Origin of the sequence: Micromonospora sp. NPDC048898, assembly GCF_043198035.1 — a bacterium.
GTDB lineage: Bacteria > Actinomycetota > Actinomycetes > Mycobacteriales > Micromonosporaceae > Micromonospora.
The window spans coordinates 113,945-132,202 of sequence record NZ_JBICUF010000015.1 but is presented as its reverse complement, the minus strand read 5'-3'; the positions used below and the strand labels follow the sequence as shown (position 1 = coordinate 132,202).

Below are 18,258 nucleotides of genomic sequence, written 5' to 3'. Positions count from 1 at the left end.
GTCTCCTCCCAGCCTTGCCGAGCGACCACCCGCGGTTCAGGGCCAGAGGTCCCGGACGGGTCGGGACCGTCCGGGACCTCTGGGTGCGGGCGCGATCTCGTCGGCCCTGGGTGGGTTGGTCATGGTGGCCCGGCGGCGTGTGGGCGGAACACCTCAGCGCTGCTCGACGAGCCGGTGTGCGCCCAACAGGTGCGCCCACCAGGGCCGGCTCGTCGAAGCGGCGCGCAGCGGTGGCCTGCCGGTGCGCTTGAGACTGATCCAGCCGCCGGGACCCATCGTCACCGTGCCGATCGCCGGGCGTCGACGCAGGGCCAGGCCCGCCGACACCGCCGCGGTGGTCACCGCCGCGGTTGCCAGCGCGGCCACCGCGATGGTGGTGGCATCCACGGCCGGCACGAAGCGTCCGTCGATGTAGGCGCCGATCTCCCGATCGCCACGGCGGACCGGTGTCACAGTCGTCGTCATCGTTGACCTCCTACCGGCTGTCCGAGCCGGCCGCTGCGCTCGCGGCACGACCGGCTTCGAGCCGGGCGATCGGCACCCGAAACGGCGAGCAGGACACGTAGTCCAGGCCCGCGTGGTGGAAGAACCGCACCGAAGCCGGATCACCGCCGTGCTCGCCGCAGACCCCGACGGTCAGATCGGGCCGCGTGGCACGGCCGCGCTCGACGGCGGTGCGGACAAGCTCGCCCACGCCGTCGCCGTCGATGCTCTCGAACGGTGACACCGAGAAGATGCCCAACTCGACGTACCGGCGGAAGAACGCGCCTTCCACGTCGTCGCGGGAGAAGCCCCACGTCATCTGGGTCAGGTCGTTCGTGCCGAACGAGAAGAACTCGGCGACGCTGGCGATCTGCCCGGCGGTCAGGGCGGCCCGGGGCACCTCGATCATGGTGCCGAGCCGGATCGGCGGCGCACCAGGCACGCTCGCCAGTACCGACTCCGCTTCCGCGCGTACCGTCTCGAGTTCCTGAACCGCTCCGACCAGCGGAACCATGATCTCCGGTTGGGGGTCGCCGCCTGCGGCGATGCGAGCGGCCGCGGCCTGCGCGATCGCGCGGACCTGCATGGCGAACAGACCCGGGATCACCAGGCCCAGACGTACGCCGCGCAGCCCGAGCATCGGGTTCTGCTCGTGCATGCGCCGCACCGCAATCAGTAGTCTGCCGTCGTGGCCCGGGTCCACGCCGAGCGCCTCCGCGCGGGCCACCCGGGCGGTCAGCTCCTCCAGCGGGGGCAGGAACTCGTGCAGCGGTGGGTCGATGAGCCGCACGGTCACCGGCAGCCCGTCCATCGCGGCGAACAGCTCCTCGAAGTCGGCCCGCTGCAGGGGCAGCAGTGCGTCGAGGGCTTCGGCGCGGGTGGCGTCGTCCTCGGCGAGGATCAGCCGCTCGACCAGCCGGCGGCGGTCGCCGAGGAACATGTGCTCGGTGCGGCACAAGCCGACCCCGGTGGCGCCGAAGCGGCGGGCTCGGGCGGCGTCGGCGCCGGTGTCGGCGTTGGCGTGCACGGCGAGCCGGGCCTGGCGATCGGCGTGGATCATCAGCCGCTGCACCGCGGAGAGCAGCGGGTCACCGTCCGCCGCCAGCTTGCCCTCGAAGTACCGCACCACCGCGGAGGGCCGCACGGGGACCGATCCCGGGTAGACCTTTCCGGTGGTCCCGTCGATCGAGATGATGTCACCGGCGTGCAGGGTGCGACCCGCCACGGTGACGGCGTCGCCGTCGATGCGCAGTTCCTCGGCGCCGCAGACACACGTCTTGCCCATGCCGCGGGCGACCACCGCGGCGTGCGACGTCTTGCCGCCGCGCGAGGTGAGGATGCCGTGAGCGGCGATCATGCCGGACAGGTCGTCGGGGTTGGTCTCCCGGCGCACCAGGATGACCGGCTCGGTCGCCGCCACTGCGGCGGCGGAGTCGAAGACGATGGCGCCGACGGCCGCGCCCGGAGAGGCCGGCACGCCGGTGGTCAGCGGCGGGGGAGTGGCGGTGGTGTCGAAACTGGGGAACATCAGCTGGGCCAGTTGTTCGCCGGTGACCCGCTGCAGTGCCTCGTCCAGGGTGATGCTGCCCTCGTCGACCAACTGGGCGGCGATGACGAACGCGGCGGCCGGCGTGCGCTTGCCGACCCGGGTCTGCAGCATCCACAACGTGCCGTTCTCGATGGTGAACTCGATGTCGCACAGGTCGCGGTAACGCTGTTCGAGCCGCTTGATGATCGACAGCAGCTGCCGGTGGCTCGCTGGATCGATGGTGACGAGCTCGGCCAGGGGCACGGTGTTGCGGATCCCGGCGACCACGTCCTCTCCTTGAGCGTTGCGCAGGTAGTCGCCGTAGACGCCGCGCCGGCCGGTGGCCGGGTCCCGGGTGAAGGCGACCCCGGTGCCGGAGTTCGCCCCCCGGTTGCCGAAGACCATCGCCATGACGTTGACCGCGGTGCCGAGGTCCTGCGGGATGCGCTCCTGCCGGCGGTACACGATGGCGCGTTCGGCGTTCCACGAGCGGAACACCGCTGCGATCGCCAGGAACAGCTGTTCGTGCGGCGCCTGCGGAAAGTCCCGGCCGCTGTGCTCGTGGAACACCTTCTTGTACGCGTGTACCAGGTCCTGCAGTTGATTCGTGTCGAGTTCCGGGTCCGTTGCGACGCCCGCGATCGACCTGGCGGCCGTCAGTTCCTCCTCGAAAGCGTCCCCTGGAACGTCGAAAACCGTCTTGCCGAACATCTGGATCAGGCGCCGGTACGAGTCCCAGGCGAACCGCTCATCCGCGCTCTGCCGGCCGAGTCCGACGACACTCGCGTCGTTCAGGCCGATATCCAGAATCGTCTCCATCATCCCCGGCATCGAGAACTTGGCACCCGAGCGCACCGACAGCAACAGCGGATCCGCGGCGTCGCCGAAGGTCTTGCCCATCCGGGTCTGCATCAGCCGCAGGTGGTGCTCGACCTCGGTGAGTAGGCCCGCGGGCATCGTGCCGGTGTGCAGGTAGGCGCGGCACGCATCGGTGGTGACGGTGAACCCGGGCGGCACCGGCAGGCCCATCAGGGTCATCTCGGCCAGGTTGGCGCCCTTGCCGCCGAGCAGGTCCTTGAGGTCCTTGTTGCCGTCGGTGAAGTCGTAGACGTATCGGGTCATGGCACTGTCACCCCTTCCTTTTCTTCCTTTGTAGACCGCTCGGGGTTCTTCGCCGTAGGGCCGGACGACCCCCATCGACGGGCCCTGGCGAGACGCTCTGACCTGTGTCATTGCGGCTCCTACCGGTACCGGTGGGAAGCAAGGAAGCGGGTGGCTGACCGCCACCCGCTCCGAGGTCTTGCCGCTGCCGCCGGGCAGCGTCGGGAGACGGTGGCGCCGGCCGGCGCCACCGTCTCGGTAAAGCTCAGCCGCGTGCGGCCCAGTCGCCGAGCGCCCAGTCGTGCACCTCGGGCATGTCCTCCAGGTGCTCCACCACGTACGTCTCGTGGCGGTCGAGCTGGCTCTGGCACCACGCCTTGAGGTCCGCGGCGCCGCGGGGGAGGCGCTTGGCGTTGTTGATGGCGTCCATGACGAGGTGGTACCGCGACGCCTTGTTGCGGACCGTCATGTCGAACGGGGTGGTGGTCGTGCCCTGCTCGATGAAGCCGCGGACGCGGAACCGGTCCGCGTCGGGGCGGCCGTGTACGAGCTGGTGTATCGCGCCGGGGTAGCCGTGGAAGGAGAACACCACGTCGACGGTGTCGGTGAACAGCTCGGTGAACAGGGTCTCGCTCATGCCGTGCGGGTGGTCCTTGGGCCGGACCAGGGTCATCAGGTCGACGACGTTGACGACGCGGACCTTGAAGCCGGGCAGCCGGTCACGCAGGATCTGTGCCGCAGCGACCGTCTCCATGGTGACGACATCGCCGGCGCAGGCGAGGACGATGTCGGGGTCGCTGGTGCCGTCGTCGGTGCCGGCCCAGTCCCAGACGCCCGCGCCGCGCGCGCAGTGCTCGATCGCCTCGTCCATGGAGAGGTACTGCAGCTGTGGCTGCTTGTCGATCACGATCAGGTTGATGTACGACCGCGACCGGAAGCAGTGGTCGGCCACCGACAACAGGGTGTTGGCGTCCGGCGGCAGGTAGACCCGGGCGACGTCGCCGCGCTGGGTGAGCACCACCTGGATCAGGCCGGGCCCCTGGTGGGAGAAGCCGTTGTGGTCGTTGCGCCACGCCGTCGAGGTGAGCAGCACGTTGAGGCTGGGCACCTTCTCGCGCCACGGCAGGTTCTTGGCCTCCTGCAACCATTTGCCGTGCTGCACGGTCTGTGACGCGCTGACCATGGCGAACGCCTCGTACGTGGCGAACATGCCGTGCCGACCGGTCAGGTTGTAGCCCTCCAGCCAGCCGTGGCAGTTGTGCTCGCTGAGCACCTCCATGACCCGGCCGTGGCGGCTGAGCGCCACGTCCTCCGGCGTCACTCGCTCCATGAAGGCGCGGTCGGAGACGTCGAAGATGGCACCGAGCCGGTTGCTGTTGGTCTCGTCGGGGCAGAACAACCGGAACCGGTCGGCGTTGCGGGTGTAGATGTCGCGCATTATCTCGCCCAGCTTGCGCGTCGACTCGGCCCGCTGTTGTGCGGGCCGGGGCACGTCGACCGCGTAGGCACGGAAGTCCGGCAGGTCCAGGTCCCGGGTCAGCACCCCGCCGTTGGCATGCGGGCTGGCACTCATCCGCAGGTCACCGTCGGGAGCCTGGTCCCGGATCAACGCCACGGGCGCGCCGGCGGAATCGAACAGCTCCTCCGGACGGTACGACTTGAGCCAGCGCTCCAGCAGTGCCAGGTGCTCCGGGTTGTCCTTGACGCCGGACAGCGGCACCTGGTGCGACCGCCAGGTCCCGGTGACGGTGATCCCGTCGACGGAGTCCGGACCGGTCCAGCCCTTCGGCGACCGCAGGATGATCAGCGGCCAGGTCGGGCGGGTACCGTCCCAGGAACCGTCACGGGCGGCGGTCTGGATCTCGCGGATCCTCGTCCAGGCGGTGGCGAGGGCAGCGGCGAAGCGGTGGTGCATGCCGGGCAGGTCGGAGCCCTCGACCTCGATCACGTCGTAGCCGTGGCCACGCAGCAGGCTGCGTACCTCCTCGGGGTCCTTTCGCCCCAGCACGGTGGGACCGGAGATCTTGGCGTCGTTGAGGTGCAGGATCGGTAGGACCGCACCGTCGCGCTCGGGGTTGAGGAAGGACACGCCCTTCCAGGAGCCCTCCAGTGGCGCGGTCTCGGCCTCACCGTCGCCTACCACCGCGATGGCCAGCAGGTCCGGGTTGTCCATGACCGCGCCGAACGCGTGGACCAGGACGTAGCCCAGCTCGCCGCCCTCGTGGATGGAGCCGGGGGTGGTCACCGACACGTGCGACGGGATACCACCCGGGCTGGAGAACTGCCGGAACAGGCGCAGCATCCCGGCCTCGTCCTGGCTGACGTCCGGGTAGACCTCGCTGTAGGTGCCTTCCAGGTAGCCGGCGGCCACCAGTGCCGGGCCGCCGTGACCCGGACCGGCCAGGTAGATCGCCTGCTGACCGGTGTGCCGGATCAGCCGGGAGACGTGCGCGTAGATCAGCGACAGGCCGGGGCTGGTTCCCCAGTGACCGAGCAGGCGCGGCTTGATGTGCTCAGTCGACAGGGGCTCGCGCAGCAACGGGTTGCCCTGCAGGTAGATCTGTCCGATGGTCAGGTAGTTGTTCGCCCGCCACCACGCGTCCAGACGGGCGAGTTCGGTGTCGTCGAGCTCGGCGAGCGTACGGGGTTGGGATACGACCGCGGTCACGGCGATTCCTTTCACAGATCTCGGCTTGTCAGGAGTCACGCTAGGCCCAGCCGGGGTCGGCCACCCAGGGCCGGAAGCCGTCCGCCTAAGGACCTTTGGCCCCCCGCTCCGGGACCTCAGGGCACCGCCGCTCTGATCAGGAATACCGGGTACTCCGGCGCCATCGCGGTGAACTCAGCGAGTGAGGAATGCCTGTCGATCGGGAAGTGCGGGCGGGCACCCGGTGCCTTGGCGAGATATTCGCGCAGGATGGAGGCTCGTTCCGCCACGTCGACCTCGACCAGCCGGACCGGCTCCCGCCGGCCACGCCGCAGGGTGGCCGCACCGTCGGCGGCCCGGACGTTGGCCACCCAGTTGGCCCGGCTTCCGAGCATCGAGACCAGGTAGCGCTCGCCGTCATGAATGGTCATCACCAACGGCACGGCCACCGTCCGCCCGGTACTGCGGCCGACCACCTGCAGAGTCACCCAGGCCGACGGTGCCAGGAATCCGCTGCCGTGCTGGGCGGCGGCGATCCGGTTGAGCACCCGCGCCAGGCGACCGGGACGCCCTCCCCGGTACATCCGGGCGCGCCATGATCGTCGAATTGTCACTTGTCGCTCCTTCGCAGAACCTCGGACAGCGGCCGGCGCGGTGCCACCGCAGCCTGTGGTCCGTATCCGATCCGGATGATCATCTGCGCCCAACGGCCGGCCGCGGTGTCGGTGAGCAGTTCGCGGATCGCCGGAACCTCGACCGGTTGGCTGATGGGAGTGGTGGCCAGCCTCAACCGGGTGGCCGCCAGCAGGACGTGCTGAAGGGCCTGACCGGCGCGTACCCAGTCGTGCGGGCCATCACCGAGCGTCGCGAGCACGGCGATGGTCGGGTGCGCCTCGAAGAACTCACTGGTCCGCCAGGGTTGCGGGTGGACAAGGCCGAAGTCTCGGATCGGCATCCGTTCGAGGGCGTCCCACGGTCCGATGGCGGCGGCTGGGATGCCGTCGCGGCGGCCCGACGCGGGCCTCGTCCAGCGGCTCAGCTCGGCCCGGTAGCGGCCGCTCGTGCGCAGTCGGCGCTCAGCCTGCTGCCCGAGCCCCAGGATGGCATTGCGGGTGACCGGACCGGCGACCGTGAGTGCCACACCCTGGTCCGCGGCGGCCACGGTCAGCTCCTCGATCGCGTCAGCGGACACCGCCGAGTCGGCGAACGGCCACCGGTTGGTGTGCCGCCTGGCGATCGCTTCGGCCAGCGTCGTCACGGTTTCCGGCGGTGGGGCTTCGCGATCGAGCAGCACCCGGGCCACCAGGTCGGGCGAGTCCGCCTCCGGGAAGAGGGCGTACGTCGTGCGCCAACCCTCTGCCCGCAGCGCCAGCCGCAGCGTGAACAGGGCCGCACCGACACTGATCAGGAGCTCGCGCCCGGACGCGTCCAGCGCGTCGAGTCGGCGGCTGTGGTCCGCGTACACCCGCACTTCCCGGCCAGTGACCCGGAAAAGCCATGGCTGGCTGTTGTGCAGCGAGGGAGCTAGCGTCGCGGCCGCCACGCACCGGGCGAGCATGTTCATGACGCGCCTTCCGCGCGCTGTTTGATACCCAGCAGCATCCGGCGTTCCATGATCAGACTGCCCGGTTCCATCACCAGGCGGTACGCGATCCGAGCCGGTCGCGGACTGCCCGCCAGCGCCATCCGGTTGCGGCTGATCAGCCGGGTACCCGCCCGGTGTGGCCGTAGGTGGAAGGCCCACACCCAGGCGCCATCGGCGGACCGGAACGCCAGCGTCCGCCCCGGGTCGAGGATCTCGACCCGAAGGGCGGGCCCGTTCTTGCCAAGCGGTAGTTCGTCGCCGACGGCGAGGTCCTGGAACTGGGGCAGGATCTCGTCGGCGCTGTGCATGTCGAGCCCGAACAGGTTCTCGATCCAGTCGTAGGTGTAGGCGCCACCGCGACCGCTGCCCATCTGCACGAGCCAGGGCCAGACCGCCTCGGGTGACGCGTCGATGGTGACTGCCCGGGTCGAGACGATGTCCGGGTCGGCGAGGAGTTCGTCGCCGGGCAGAGTGGCCGCCACCTCGCCCATGGTGGCTCCCCACGTGAGCCACCGCCCGGGTCGTTGGAGCACAGTTCCCTTCATGACCTCTCCTTCCTGAGCGGAAGCGGCACTCCCGGCTTACTCAGCCGGCGGTCGCCGATCCGTAGTACGCGGCGCGCATCAGGTCCTGCATGTCGGCGAGCATCGGCATTCTGGGATTGGCCGGCGCGCACTGGTCCTCGTACGCGTTGAGCGCCTGCTGCGGCAGCGCCGCGAGGAAGGCCCGTTCGTCCACACCGACGGCCGCGAACGAGGGCTCGATGCCGACCTCGTCGCGCAGCCTCTCGATCGCTGTGGCCAGAGCTTCGACCGCTTCGGCGTCGGTCGCCGCGGGCAGCCCGAGGGTGCGGGCGATGTCGGCGAATCGTTGCGGCGCCCGGTAGCTCTCGTATTTCGGCCAGCCGGTGAGCTTGCTCGGGACGGTTCCGTTGTAGCGGATGACGTGCGGGAGCAGGATCGCGTTGGTGCGTCCGTGTGCGACGTGGAAGGTGGCGCCCAGGGTGTGCGACATGGCGTGCACGATGCCGAGGAAGGCGCTGCCGAACGCCATGCCGGCGATCGTCCCGGCGTTGTGCATTTTCTCGCGGGCCTGCGGGTCGGCGGCGCCGTGGTGCACGGCCCGGGCGAGGTTGCCGAAGATGAGCCGGATGGCGTGCAGGGCCAGGCCGTCGGTGAAGTCGCTGGCGTACACCGACACGTACGACTCGATCGCGTGGGTGAGCGCGTCGAAGCCGCTGTCCGCGGTGACCACCGCCGGCAGGTCGGCGGCCAGCACCGGGTCGACGATCGCCACACTCGGCGTGAGGGCGTAGTCGGCGAGTGGGTACTTCTTGCCCGACGCGGTGTCGGTGATGACGGCGAACGGGGTGACCTCGGCCCCGGTGCCGGAGGTGGTCGGGATGCACACGAGCTGGGCCAGGGTGCCGAGGGTGGGGAACTTGAAGGCGCGTTTGCGGATGTCGAAGAACTTCTCCCGCAGATCGGCGAAGACCACCTCGGGGTGCTCGTAGCGCAGCCACATCACCTTGGCGGCATCCATCGCCGAACCCCCGCCGAGCGCGATGATGGTGTCCGGCCGAAACGAGCGCATCAACTCGGCGCCGCGGTCGACGGTGGACACGCTGGGCTCCGGTTCGACGTCGTCGATGATCTGCAGAGCCACCTGCTCGCGGCGGCGGTGCAGCACGGACAGCACGCGGTCCACGTACCCCAACTTGGTCATGGTGTGGTCGGTGACCACCGTGACCCGGTGCACGTCGGGCATGTCGGCGAGGTAACGGATCGCGTTCGGCTCAAAGTAGATCTTCGGCGGAACCTTGAACCACTGCAGATTGTTCGTACGCCGGGCAACCCGCTTGATGTTGATCAGATCGACCGCGGTGACGTTGTGCGACACCGAGTTGTGGCCGTAGCTGCCGCAGCCCAGCGTCAGCGACGGCAGGAAGGCGTTGTACATGTCGCCGATGCCGCCCTGCGAGGCCGGTGCGTTCCAGATGATCCGGACGGCCTTGACCCGACGGCCGTACGCCTCGGCCAGATCCGCGTCCTGCGTGTGGATGACGGCGCTGTGGCCCAGACCGTCGAACTCGACCATCTGCTCGGCGTACGCGAAGGCCTGGTCGTGACCGGTGGCCGACAGCAGGGCGAGCACCGGGCAGAGCTTCTCCCGGGTCAGCGGCTCGGCCGGGCCGACCCGGTCGACCGGGGCCAGGATGATCGAGGTGTCCGGGGCGACCGGGAAACCTGCGTGTTCGGCGATCCAGGTCGCCGACTGCCCGACCACGTCCGGGTTGAGTTTTCCGGTGCCGAAGAGCAGCGTCTCCAGCAGCGACTTCTCCTCCGGCGTCGCGACGTGGGTGTGCAGTCGCCGGAACTCGGCAAGGGCGGTGGGCCGGATCGCGTCGTCGATGATGACGGCCTGCTCGGAGGCGCAGATCATGCCGTTGTCGAACGACTTGGACAGCACCACGTCGTTGACCGCGCGGGCCACGTCGGCCGAAGCCTCCAGGTACGCCGGGACGTTGCCGGCACCGACGCCGAGCGCCGGCTTGCCCGTGGAGTAGGCGGCTCGGACCATGGCGTTACCGCCGGTCGCCAGGACCACCGAGACACCGGGATGCTGCATCAACTCGTTCGTCGCGGCCACCGACGGCTCCTCGATCCACTGGACGCAGTGCTCCGGCGCGCCGGCGGCGACGGCCGCGTCGCGGACCGTGCGGGCGGCCTCCTGGCTACAACGTTGCGCCGCCGGGTGGAAGGCGAAGATCACCGGGTTGCGGGTCTTGAGGGCCAGCAGGGCCTTGAAGATGGTGGTCGAGGTCGGGTTGGTCACCGGCGTCACCGCGGCCACCACCCCGACCGGCTCGGCGATCTGGGTGATCCCGGTGATGTCGTCCTGGGCGATCACCCCGACGGTACGGATGTCGGCCATGTGGTTGGTGACGTGCTCGCAGGCGAAGATGTTCTTCACCGCCTTGTCCTCGAACACGCCGCGGCCAGTCTCCTCGACCGCCAGCATCGCGAGTTCGGCGTGCCGGCTGAGCGCGGCCACCGACGCCTTCTTCACGATCTCGTCGACCTGTTTCTGGTCGTAGGAGTCGTAGTCGGCCAACGCCTTGAGACCGTTCTCAACCAAGGTCACGATCATCCTTCTGCCCTCCGTCGGTCCGTCCTCTAGAACGTAGGTCTCCGTCGATCGGTAGCGGCACGGCCGATGGACCCGCGAGGACGGGACCACCGGCCCGCGCCACGGTCCAGGTGCCAAGGCCAGGGTTCAAGCCGGGATTTCCCGGACCACCGCCACCGTGCACGGCGACCGGTGCAGCAGGTGCTGGCTGACCGAGCCCAGCAGCATCCCGCGGAGGGCACCGCGCCCACGGCTGCCGACCACCACCAGTTGCGCTTCGGCGGCCGCCTCGGTGAGCGCGTCGGCCGGGTGCTCGGCCAGGTATGTCGCGGTCGCCTGCACGTCCGGGTACTTCTGGTGCCACTCGGCCAGTAGCTCGCGGACGGCGTCGCTCTGCTGCCGGATGATCTGCTCCACCACGCTCGGGCGTTCCTCGACCAGGCTGGCGGCGAAGGTGCCGCCGCGGATGACCCGCAGCGGGACGTTGCGGGCGGCAGCCTGCTCGATCGCGAACTCGAGCGCGAGCCGGGCGCAGTCGGAGTCGTCCACACCGACCACCACCGGGGCGTCCGGCGCGGGCACGCCGCGTACCACGACGACCGGGCAGTGGGCGTGGGCGCTGACCGCCACGGTCAGCGACCCCATCGCGGCGATCGCGTGGTGGCCACGGCTGCCCAGCACCACGACGCTCGCCTCGGCAGAGCTGTCGATCAGGGTCAGCACGGCGGGTGCGTGCACGATGGAGATCGTGGTGCGCACGCCGGGGTGGCTCAGCGTCGCTGCGCTCACCGCCTCATCGAGGCCGCCGCGCAGGGAACGCTCCAATTCGCCGTCCGGCCAAGCATCCGACGCTGGGATCATCGACGCCGCGGGTGCCCAGGTGGGCCACTCCCAGGCGTAGAAGAACTCCACCGGGGCGCCGGTGCGGGCGGCTTCGTCCAGAGCCCAGGTCGCAGCGGCCCTGGCCTCGGTCGACAGGTCGTAACCGACGATGATCTTCTTGGTGGTCATGACGTGACTCCTTTCTCGGTACGGTCGGCCGCGCTCGATCCGCGCAGCACGGGCGCGGTGCGCGGGTGGCGAACTGCTGGTTCACCGAGCCGGCCACAGGCTGGCGAACCCGCCATGACTGCTGATGCCGAGCACCACCAGTGCCGCGTTTCGCGGCGACATCGAGCGTCCGGCCGCATCCCGTGCCGTCGGCTGCTGCGATGATCTCCGTAGGCCCCATGCCAGGCTCCTCCCACGTTCTGCTTCGATCCTCGGAGTTCCCCCGCCCAAGCGGCAGAGCATGCGGTCCCGTCATCGCAGGTCTTCCGACCCTCGCCGGCCTAGCTGGTGCGGGACGAACCGGCCTCGCGGGAGCTGGCCACATCAGAACCGGGCAGCGCGTCGCGGACGCACTCCTCGCTCACCAACCTGAGCAGCGTGTGTCGCTTCCGGCTGTGCCGAACGGCGGCTCTCCGTGGGCCGACAGGCCCCGGCCGGTGCCAACACGTGGCCTCACTCTCCGCCTGGACGGAAGGGGTGCCGCCGCTGGTGTCGAGCTCCACGGCAGGGTAGGAAGGACGCATGATCCGTGTCTTTCTGCTCGACGACCACGAGGTCGTCCGTCGCGGCCTGATTGACCTGCTGCAGGCCGCCGGCGACATCCAGGTGGTCGGCGAGTCCGGTCTGGCGCAGGAGGCGACCCGGCGGATCCCAGCGTTGCGGCCCGACGTCGCGGTGCTCGACGCCCGGCTGCCGGACGGCAACGGCATCGACGTGTGTCGTGACGTGCGGGCTGTGGACTCGACGATCAAAGGGCTGATCCTGACCTCGTACGAGGACGACGAGGCGTTGTTCGCGGCGATCATGGCCGGTGCCGCCGGATACGTGCTCAAGCAGATCAAGGGCACCGACCTGGTCGACGCGGTACGCCGAGTGGCGGCCGGGCAGTCACTGCTCGACCCCGCAGTCACCCAGCGAGTCCTGGAGCGCATTCGCAACGGCGTCGAGCAGCCGCGCGAGCTCGCCGGTCTGACCGACCAGGAACGCCGGATCCTGCAATATGTGGCCGAGGGCCTGACCAACCGGGAGATCGCCGGCCGGATGTTCCTCGCCGAGAAGACCGTCAAGAACTACATGTCCAGCCTGCTCGCCAAACTCGGTCTGGAACGCCGCACCCAGGCTGCGGTGCTGGCCACCAAGCTGCTCGGTGAGCGCCCACACTGACCCGGAGGGGCGCAGCCGAAAATGATGACGGTGGTGCCGGTCGCCGCGGTGGCGCAGACCGGTGAGTGCCGGCCAGTCCCTGGGTGTCGAGCACGCCGGCGAAGGGCTTGACCGCCTGTTCGGTGTAGCTGTCCGCCGAAGTGGTTGTGTCATCGAACAATTTGGTTGTATTGTCGAACCATGCAGGGCGAGGAGGTGGATGCGGCGCAGGAGGCCCTGATGCGTTTCATCCGCAACTTCGGCCTCCATCAGCCCGATCGCACGCCATGCGGACAGCCACTGCCGGTCTCCGAGGCGCACGCCATGGTGGAAATCGCCCGCGAGGCAGGCATCCGTCAGACGGAACTGGCCCGCCGGCTGCGGCTGGAGAAAAGCACCGTCAGCCGCCTGGTCACCAACCTGGTCAACCGGGGTTGGGTGCACCGCGAGACGGCCGACAATGACGGCCGCGGCGTCGTGCTGCTCCTCACCGACGCCGGAACCACCGCTGCCGCTCGGCAGGCCGACGCCCGCCGGCACCGGCTCACCGCTCTGCTCGCTCGCGTACCCGATGACCAACACGCCGCCGTGGTGCGCGCGCTGCAAACCCTCGCGGAGGCCGCCGATGAACCGTCCTGACCGCCACTCCCGGACCCTGCTCATGGTCGCTGCCACCGCCACCATCATCACCCTCAGCGGCGGATGTGCCGACGACTCGACGCCGACACCGGTGACCTCCAGCCGACAGGCCGAGGTGGCCGAGCGGGGCGCGTCAGTCATGCCGTTCGACCTGGAAAGCACCACGCACCAGTTCACCAAGAGCGGTAGCGGCGGCGTCCAAACCGTGACCGCCGACGACCCGCAGGACGCCAACCAGGTCGCCCTCATCCAGCAGCACCTGCACGAGGAAACCTCCCGCTTCCGCCGCGGCGACTTCACCGATCCGGCCGCGATCCACGGCAACCAGATGCCCGGCCTGCAAGCGCTACGCGCACACGGCGGACGCATCACCATTGACTACGAAACCATCCCCGGCGGGGGACGCGTCACCTACACCACCAGTGACAGCGAGCTCCGCAATGCTCTGCACCACTGGTTCGACGCGCAGGTCAGCGACCATGGCGAGCACGCCACCCGCTGAACACCATCTGAATGGCACTGACAACCTCACCCCTACCTTGGGTGAGGTTGTCAGTGGGCGGGACTCCGCCTGCGCATCGCTGCTGCCCCAGACTCATGCCGCCTGGGGCAGCGGCACGTGGCGATCTTGCTGCAGAACCAGTGGATCGCGCTGGCCACGCGGCGTTGGCGCTGTGAGTGCGGCGTCGCTCGGCCCACCGACCCGCCAGCGCCCCATCGGACATGGGCGGGCCTGCGCTGAGTGGTGCCTTCCTGAGCCAGGATGGTTGCATGCTGAGCCATGTGGTGCCAGAATGGCGCCACGAAAGGTTGAGGTGTGCGGTGGGAGCCGCACGTCGAGACTTCTATCAAGCGACGCGGTCGAGGTCTCCCGTCAAGGCCCGCAGACGGCGACGTTGTCGAACAGACAGACACTCCTTCCGTAAATGGCAACCCAGTCCGCCGTTCTCCGCCGCCTGGTGGCAGTGCGTGGCGGGTGGACGTCGCGGCAACTCATCACCGATGACAGGAGTTCTCCCGCATGTTCGCCAGATTCGGACGCGCCATCGTCCTCAATCCATGGAAAGTGATCGCGGTATGGCTCGTGCTGCTCATCGGCTCGTTCTTCGCGCCGTCCCTGACTGATCAGGTCAGCACCGATCAGGCGAGCTTCCTGCCGTCGCGCTACGAGTCGGTGCAGGCGCAGCAGGTGGCAGAGCGTGCGTTCGGCCAGGGCGACGGGGCGAGCGCCACCATCGTCGTCAAGCGCGGTGACGGCCAGCCCCTTGGCGCCGCCGACACCGACCGGGTCAATCAGCTCGCCCAGACGATCCAAGGCGCCCGCATCGACCGGGTCGGTGCCGTAGTCACCGGGCCGCAGGCCGTCTCGCCAAACAAGCTGGTGCAGCTCGTCAACATCTCGCTCACCGGCCCACCCGCCGACCCGGTGCTCGGCGACGCGGTCGTGTCCATCCGCGACAAGGCGAAATCCACCCTGGAGGGTTCGGGCCTTTCGTACGCGGTGACCGGAGATGTCGCCCTCGTCGTCGACAACCAGGACGCCTTCGACACCGCGCTGCTGGTCGTCAGCATCGTGACCCTGGCACTGGTCGTCGGCCTCCTGCTCGTCATCTACCGCAGCCCGGTCGCGGCCCTTCTGCCGGTCGTGGTCGTCGGCGTGGTCTCGGCGGTGTCGAGTGCGGTCATCGCCCTGTTCGTCAAGGCATTCGGCATGCAGGTGGACCAGTCGTTGACGACCATTCTCACCGTGGTGCTCTACGGCGTGGGTACCGACTACATCGTCTTCCTGCTGTTCCGCTACCGGGAGCGGCTACGCGCCGGTGACGCCCCGAAGAACGCGCTCGCCACGGCAGTCAGCCGGGTCGGTGAGGTGATCGCGTCGGCCGCCGCGGCGATCGTGATCGCGTTCGGCGCTCTTCTGCTCGCGGTGTTCGGCGGCTTCCGGAGTCTCGGCCCAGGTCTTGCCATCGGGGTGGTCGTCATGGCGATCGCCGCGGTCACGCTGGTGCCGGCGATCGTCTCGCTCATCGGTCCCAAGGTGTTCTGGCCGTCGAAATCCTGGCAGCGCGCACCTCGGGGTAGCGTCTTCCAACGGCTGGGCCGGTTCACCGGACGTCGGCCGGCGGTGGTCGCCCTCGCCTCGGGCGGCGTCATGGTCGCACTGGCGCTGGGCGTGTTTGGCCTGAAGGTCGACTATGACCAGGTCGCGCAGTTGCCCGCCAACACCGAGTCGGCGCGCGCCCTGGACGACCTGAAGACCGGCTTTCCCGCTGGAGCCCTCAACCCGACCACCGTCTACGTCCGCGCCGACAACGGCCAGCGCCTCGACCCAGCAACACTGACCGGGTACGCGCAGGCACTGGCCCAGGTGCCCGGGGTCGGTAGCCTGATGCCCGGTCCCGACGGCAGCCCTGCCACAGTCAGCTCCGACGGCGCGATCGCTCAGATCAACCTGCTGCTGAACACCAGCCCGTACTCGACGGCGGCCCTCGACCTGGCCGGTGACGACCTCCGACAGGTGGCCCACGACCAGGCCCCCGCTGGAACAACCGCGCTGGTCGGCGGTGTCAGCTCCGTCTTCGCCGACATCCGCGACGCGAACAACCGCGACCTGTTGGTGATCTTCCCGGTGGCCGGGGTGCTGATCGCCGTGATCCTGGGGCTACTCCTGCGCAGCATCGTCGCCCCGGTGTACCTCATGATCGCAGTCGGCCTCGGCTTCGTGGCGACGCTCGGGGCGACAGTCCTGGCCTTCCAGGGCATCGGCGGCCGGTCCGGAGTGTCGTTCTCCCTGCCGATCATCCTGTATCTGTTCGTGGTGGCGATCGGCACCGATTACAACATTCTCATGATCGCCCGGCTCCGCGAAGAGGCACGAGCCGGCAACGATCCCCGCACCGCCGCCTCGTTGGCGATCCACCACGCTGGACCGTCGGTGGCCGCGGCCGGTCTGATCCTCGCCGGCACGTTCACCTCGATGCTGTTCGCCGGAGTGTCGTTCCTGACCGAGATGGGCTTCGCGGTCTCGGTGGGAATCGTGCTGTCCGCGTTCATCATGTCGCTGCTCCTCGTCCCCGGCATCACCGCGCTCCTCGGCCACACCGCCTGGTGGCCGGGGCACGGCGACGCCACCCGCTTCGACCCTTCGGCCACGCCGGCCGAGGCCAGCCCTTCGGAGTCGGCGGCCACGTCAGCGCACTGAACAATCGCGACCCGCGGTGGGCGGGGCGGACCGTCCCCGTCCACCGCACACCCATGTGTTTCAATGCCGCTAGCTAATAGTTGATCGTGGTCTCAACACCTGAGGCTCGCAGGACAACGAGGAGAGTGCATGAGGCGACGGATACCCGCACTGCTGGCGGCAACCGTCCTCGGCCTGGGACTGACCCCGGGGCCCGTCCACGCGGCGCCCACCGCGAGTGTCAGCGCAGGCGGGGGCATCGTCGCCCCTCCGCGGTTCGACTTCGCGACCGCCCGCGCCGCTGTGGACCCGGAGACCCAGGCACGCATCGCCGCCATCGCCGCGCTGCTACCGGAAAACTGGCAGGCCATGCTCGCCGACAAGCGGGAGAGGATGGGCCTGAAGCCGTCCCTCGCACAGCAGTTGGTCGCGGACGCGATCGACCCGTCGCTCTACCAGTGCCAGGACACCCGGTTCACCACGTACACACAGGGCCTGCTCGAAGGCGTCGACCTGGACACCCTGCTGGTCCTGCTCATCTTTGGCGTCCTGGACTACCCGGCCTACGACGCGCTCATCTACGGCCAGCCCAACAACGAGGCGGACTACGGCCTGCCCGCCAGCCACAAGGGCACGTTGAAGCGGACCTTCAAGGACGCACAGCAGTTCTGGGACGTCAACCTGTTCGACGTCAAGCTCATGGCCATGCAGAACGATATGTTGCAGGATCCCGTGCGAGTAGCTCGGATGGTCTCCTTCATCTGGGGACTGGACGAGGAGCAGGCGGCAGCGACCGCAGCCGAGATCATGGCCATCATCGGCTCCGTCCCCGCGCTCGACGCAGGACGCAACCCGATCTTCACCCTGAACGCCTACGCCTTCACGGCCGAGGGTGCGGCCGACCCGCTGTTGCGTGACGTCCCGGACAAGGTCGTTTTCGGCGAGGGCATGCTCGCCGCGATCGACGCACTCGGCCTGGGAACAGCCGGCGCGCGCGCGATCCTCGCCCACGAGATGGCCCACCACGTTCAATTCGAACAGGGCCTGTTCGACAGCCCGCTGACCGGCGCCGAGGCGACCCGCCGCACCGAACTGATGGCCGACGGCTTCGGCACCTACTTCGCCACCCACCCGCGCGGGCTCAACTTCAACGGGGTCCAAACCCACCGGGCGCAACAGACGTTCTACGAGGTCGGCGACTGCTACTTCGACGACCCCAGCCACCACGGCACCCCAAACCAGCGCCTGCGGGCCTCGGTCTGGGGCGCCCAGGTCGCCCAGCAGGCCACGGGCATCCGGCCCATCCTGCCGTCGATGAACCTCTTCAACCGATTCGAGCGCAAGCTCCCGGCGTTGATCAAGCCAGACGCGCGCCCGGAACCGGCCGGCCGCCTCTGACCTGTCGTACCCCCGGTGGGCCGTCGGAATCCGGACGGCCCACCGGGGCGCTTATGCACGACTTTGGGCCTGGTAGCGCGTGCGGAACAGGCAGAGCAGCTTTTCGCCGCCGCTGCCGTGGTGGCGGTAGCTGGCGATCCGTTCGCGCCGACCGGAGTGGTCGGCTGCACCACCCCACAGCCCGACACCATGATCAGCCTAGCCGTGTCGCATTGATGCTCTTGACATGCTCCAAATAGCACCGTTAACATCACTGAAACGTTGTTAGCGCTAACAGCCGCAGGTCGCTGATCCGTGCCGGACGAGACCGAGTCGATGGGCGTGTGCGCTGGAGCCCACTGGTCGAGCGGAAAGCTCTCTCCCACCCTTCGTGA

General features: G+C 69.1%; 13 protein-coding genes. 5 read left to right on the top strand and 8 right to left on the bottom strand.

Annotated features, from left to right (window positions below):
- Nucleotides 1-153: 153 nt before the first annotated feature.
- From ACGFIQ_RS29305 to ACGFIQ_RS29270, 8 genes are all read right to left on the bottom strand, one after another.
- Entirely contained in the window at nucleotides 154-465 is a 312-nt protein-coding gene (locus tag ACGFIQ_RS29305) for a hypothetical protein (protein ID WP_393248720.1), read from the bottom strand.
- A 10-nt stretch (nucleotides 466-475) separates the two neighbouring features.
- Complete coding sequence (gene ppdK / locus ACGFIQ_RS29300) at nucleotides 476-3,133, bottom strand: pyruvate, phosphate dikinase (protein ID WP_393248778.1); 2,658 nt, start codon at nucleotides 3,131-3,133, stop codon at nucleotides 476-478.
- A gap of 244 nt (nucleotides 3,134-3,377) precedes the next feature.
- Entirely contained in the window at nucleotides 3,378-5,780 is a 2,403-nt protein-coding gene (locus ACGFIQ_RS29295) for a phosphoketolase (RefSeq protein ID WP_393248719.1), read from the bottom strand.
- Nucleotides 5,781-5,896: 116 nt separating this feature from the next.
- On the bottom strand, nucleotides 5,897-6,373 hold the full coding sequence (locus tag ACGFIQ_RS29290) for a nitroreductase/quinone reductase family protein (RefSeq protein ID WP_393248718.1): 477 nt from the start codon (nucleotides 6,371-6,373) through the stop codon (nucleotides 5,897-5,899).
- Entirely contained in the window at nucleotides 6,370-7,323 is a 954-nt protein-coding gene (locus ACGFIQ_RS29285; RefSeq protein ID WP_393248717.1) for an Acg family FMN-binding oxidoreductase, read from the bottom strand. Before ACGFIQ_RS29285 ends, ACGFIQ_RS29290 begins: the two co-directional genes overlap by 4 nt.
- On the bottom strand, nucleotides 7,320-7,889 hold the full coding sequence (locus ACGFIQ_RS29280; RefSeq protein ID WP_393248716.1) for an SRPBCC family protein: 570 nt from the start codon (nucleotides 7,887-7,889) through the stop codon (nucleotides 7,320-7,322). Before ACGFIQ_RS29280 ends, ACGFIQ_RS29285 begins: the two co-directional genes overlap by 4 nt.
- 40 nt (nucleotides 7,890-7,929) lie before the next feature.
- The gene (adhE, locus tag ACGFIQ_RS29275; RefSeq protein WP_393248715.1) at nucleotides 7,930-10,494 is read right to left on the bottom strand and encodes a bifunctional acetaldehyde-CoA/alcohol dehydrogenase; all 2,565 of its coding nucleotides are present in this window, start codon (nucleotides 10,492-10,494) and stop codon (nucleotides 7,930-7,932) included.
- 126 nt (nucleotides 10,495-10,620) lie between these two features.
- Complete coding sequence (locus ACGFIQ_RS29270) at nucleotides 10,621-11,484, bottom strand: universal stress protein (protein WP_393248714.1); 864 nt, start codon at nucleotides 11,482-11,484, stop codon at nucleotides 10,621-10,623.
- Between the two features lie 561 nt (nucleotides 11,485-12,045).
- Between ACGFIQ_RS29270 and ACGFIQ_RS29265 the strand changes: the two genes are divergently transcribed.
- From ACGFIQ_RS29265 to ACGFIQ_RS29245, 5 genes are all read left to right on the top strand, one after another.
- Nucleotides 12,046-12,687 carry a response regulator gene (locus ACGFIQ_RS29265; RefSeq protein WP_393248713.1) on the top strand — a complete coding sequence of 214 codons (642 nt, stop codon included), beginning with the start codon at nucleotides 12,046-12,048 and terminating at the stop codon, nucleotides 12,685-12,687.
- Between the two features lie 180 nt (nucleotides 12,688-12,867).
- Nucleotides 12,868-13,305 (top strand): MarR family winged helix-turn-helix transcriptional regulator, encoded by a 438-nt coding sequence (locus ACGFIQ_RS29260; RefSeq protein ID WP_393248712.1) that lies wholly within the window; start codon nucleotides 12,868-12,870, stop codon nucleotides 13,303-13,305.
- Entirely contained in the window at nucleotides 13,292-13,807 is a 516-nt protein-coding gene (locus ACGFIQ_RS29255) for a hypothetical protein (RefSeq protein WP_393248711.1), read from the top strand. The genes ACGFIQ_RS29260 and ACGFIQ_RS29255 overlap by 14 nt, the downstream gene beginning before the upstream one ends.
- Nucleotides 13,808-14,326: 519 nt before the next feature.
- Nucleotides 14,327-16,507, top strand: coding sequence for an MMPL family transporter (locus tag ACGFIQ_RS29250; protein ID WP_393248710.1), 2,181 nt, complete (start codon nucleotides 14,327-14,329; stop codon nucleotides 16,505-16,507).
- Between the two features lie 129 nt (nucleotides 16,508-16,636).
- On the top strand, nucleotides 16,637-17,884 hold the full coding sequence (locus ACGFIQ_RS29245; protein WP_393248709.1) for a hypothetical protein: 1,248 nt from the start codon (nucleotides 16,637-16,639) through the stop codon (nucleotides 17,882-17,884).
- Nucleotides 17,885-18,258 lie beyond the last annotated feature (374 nt).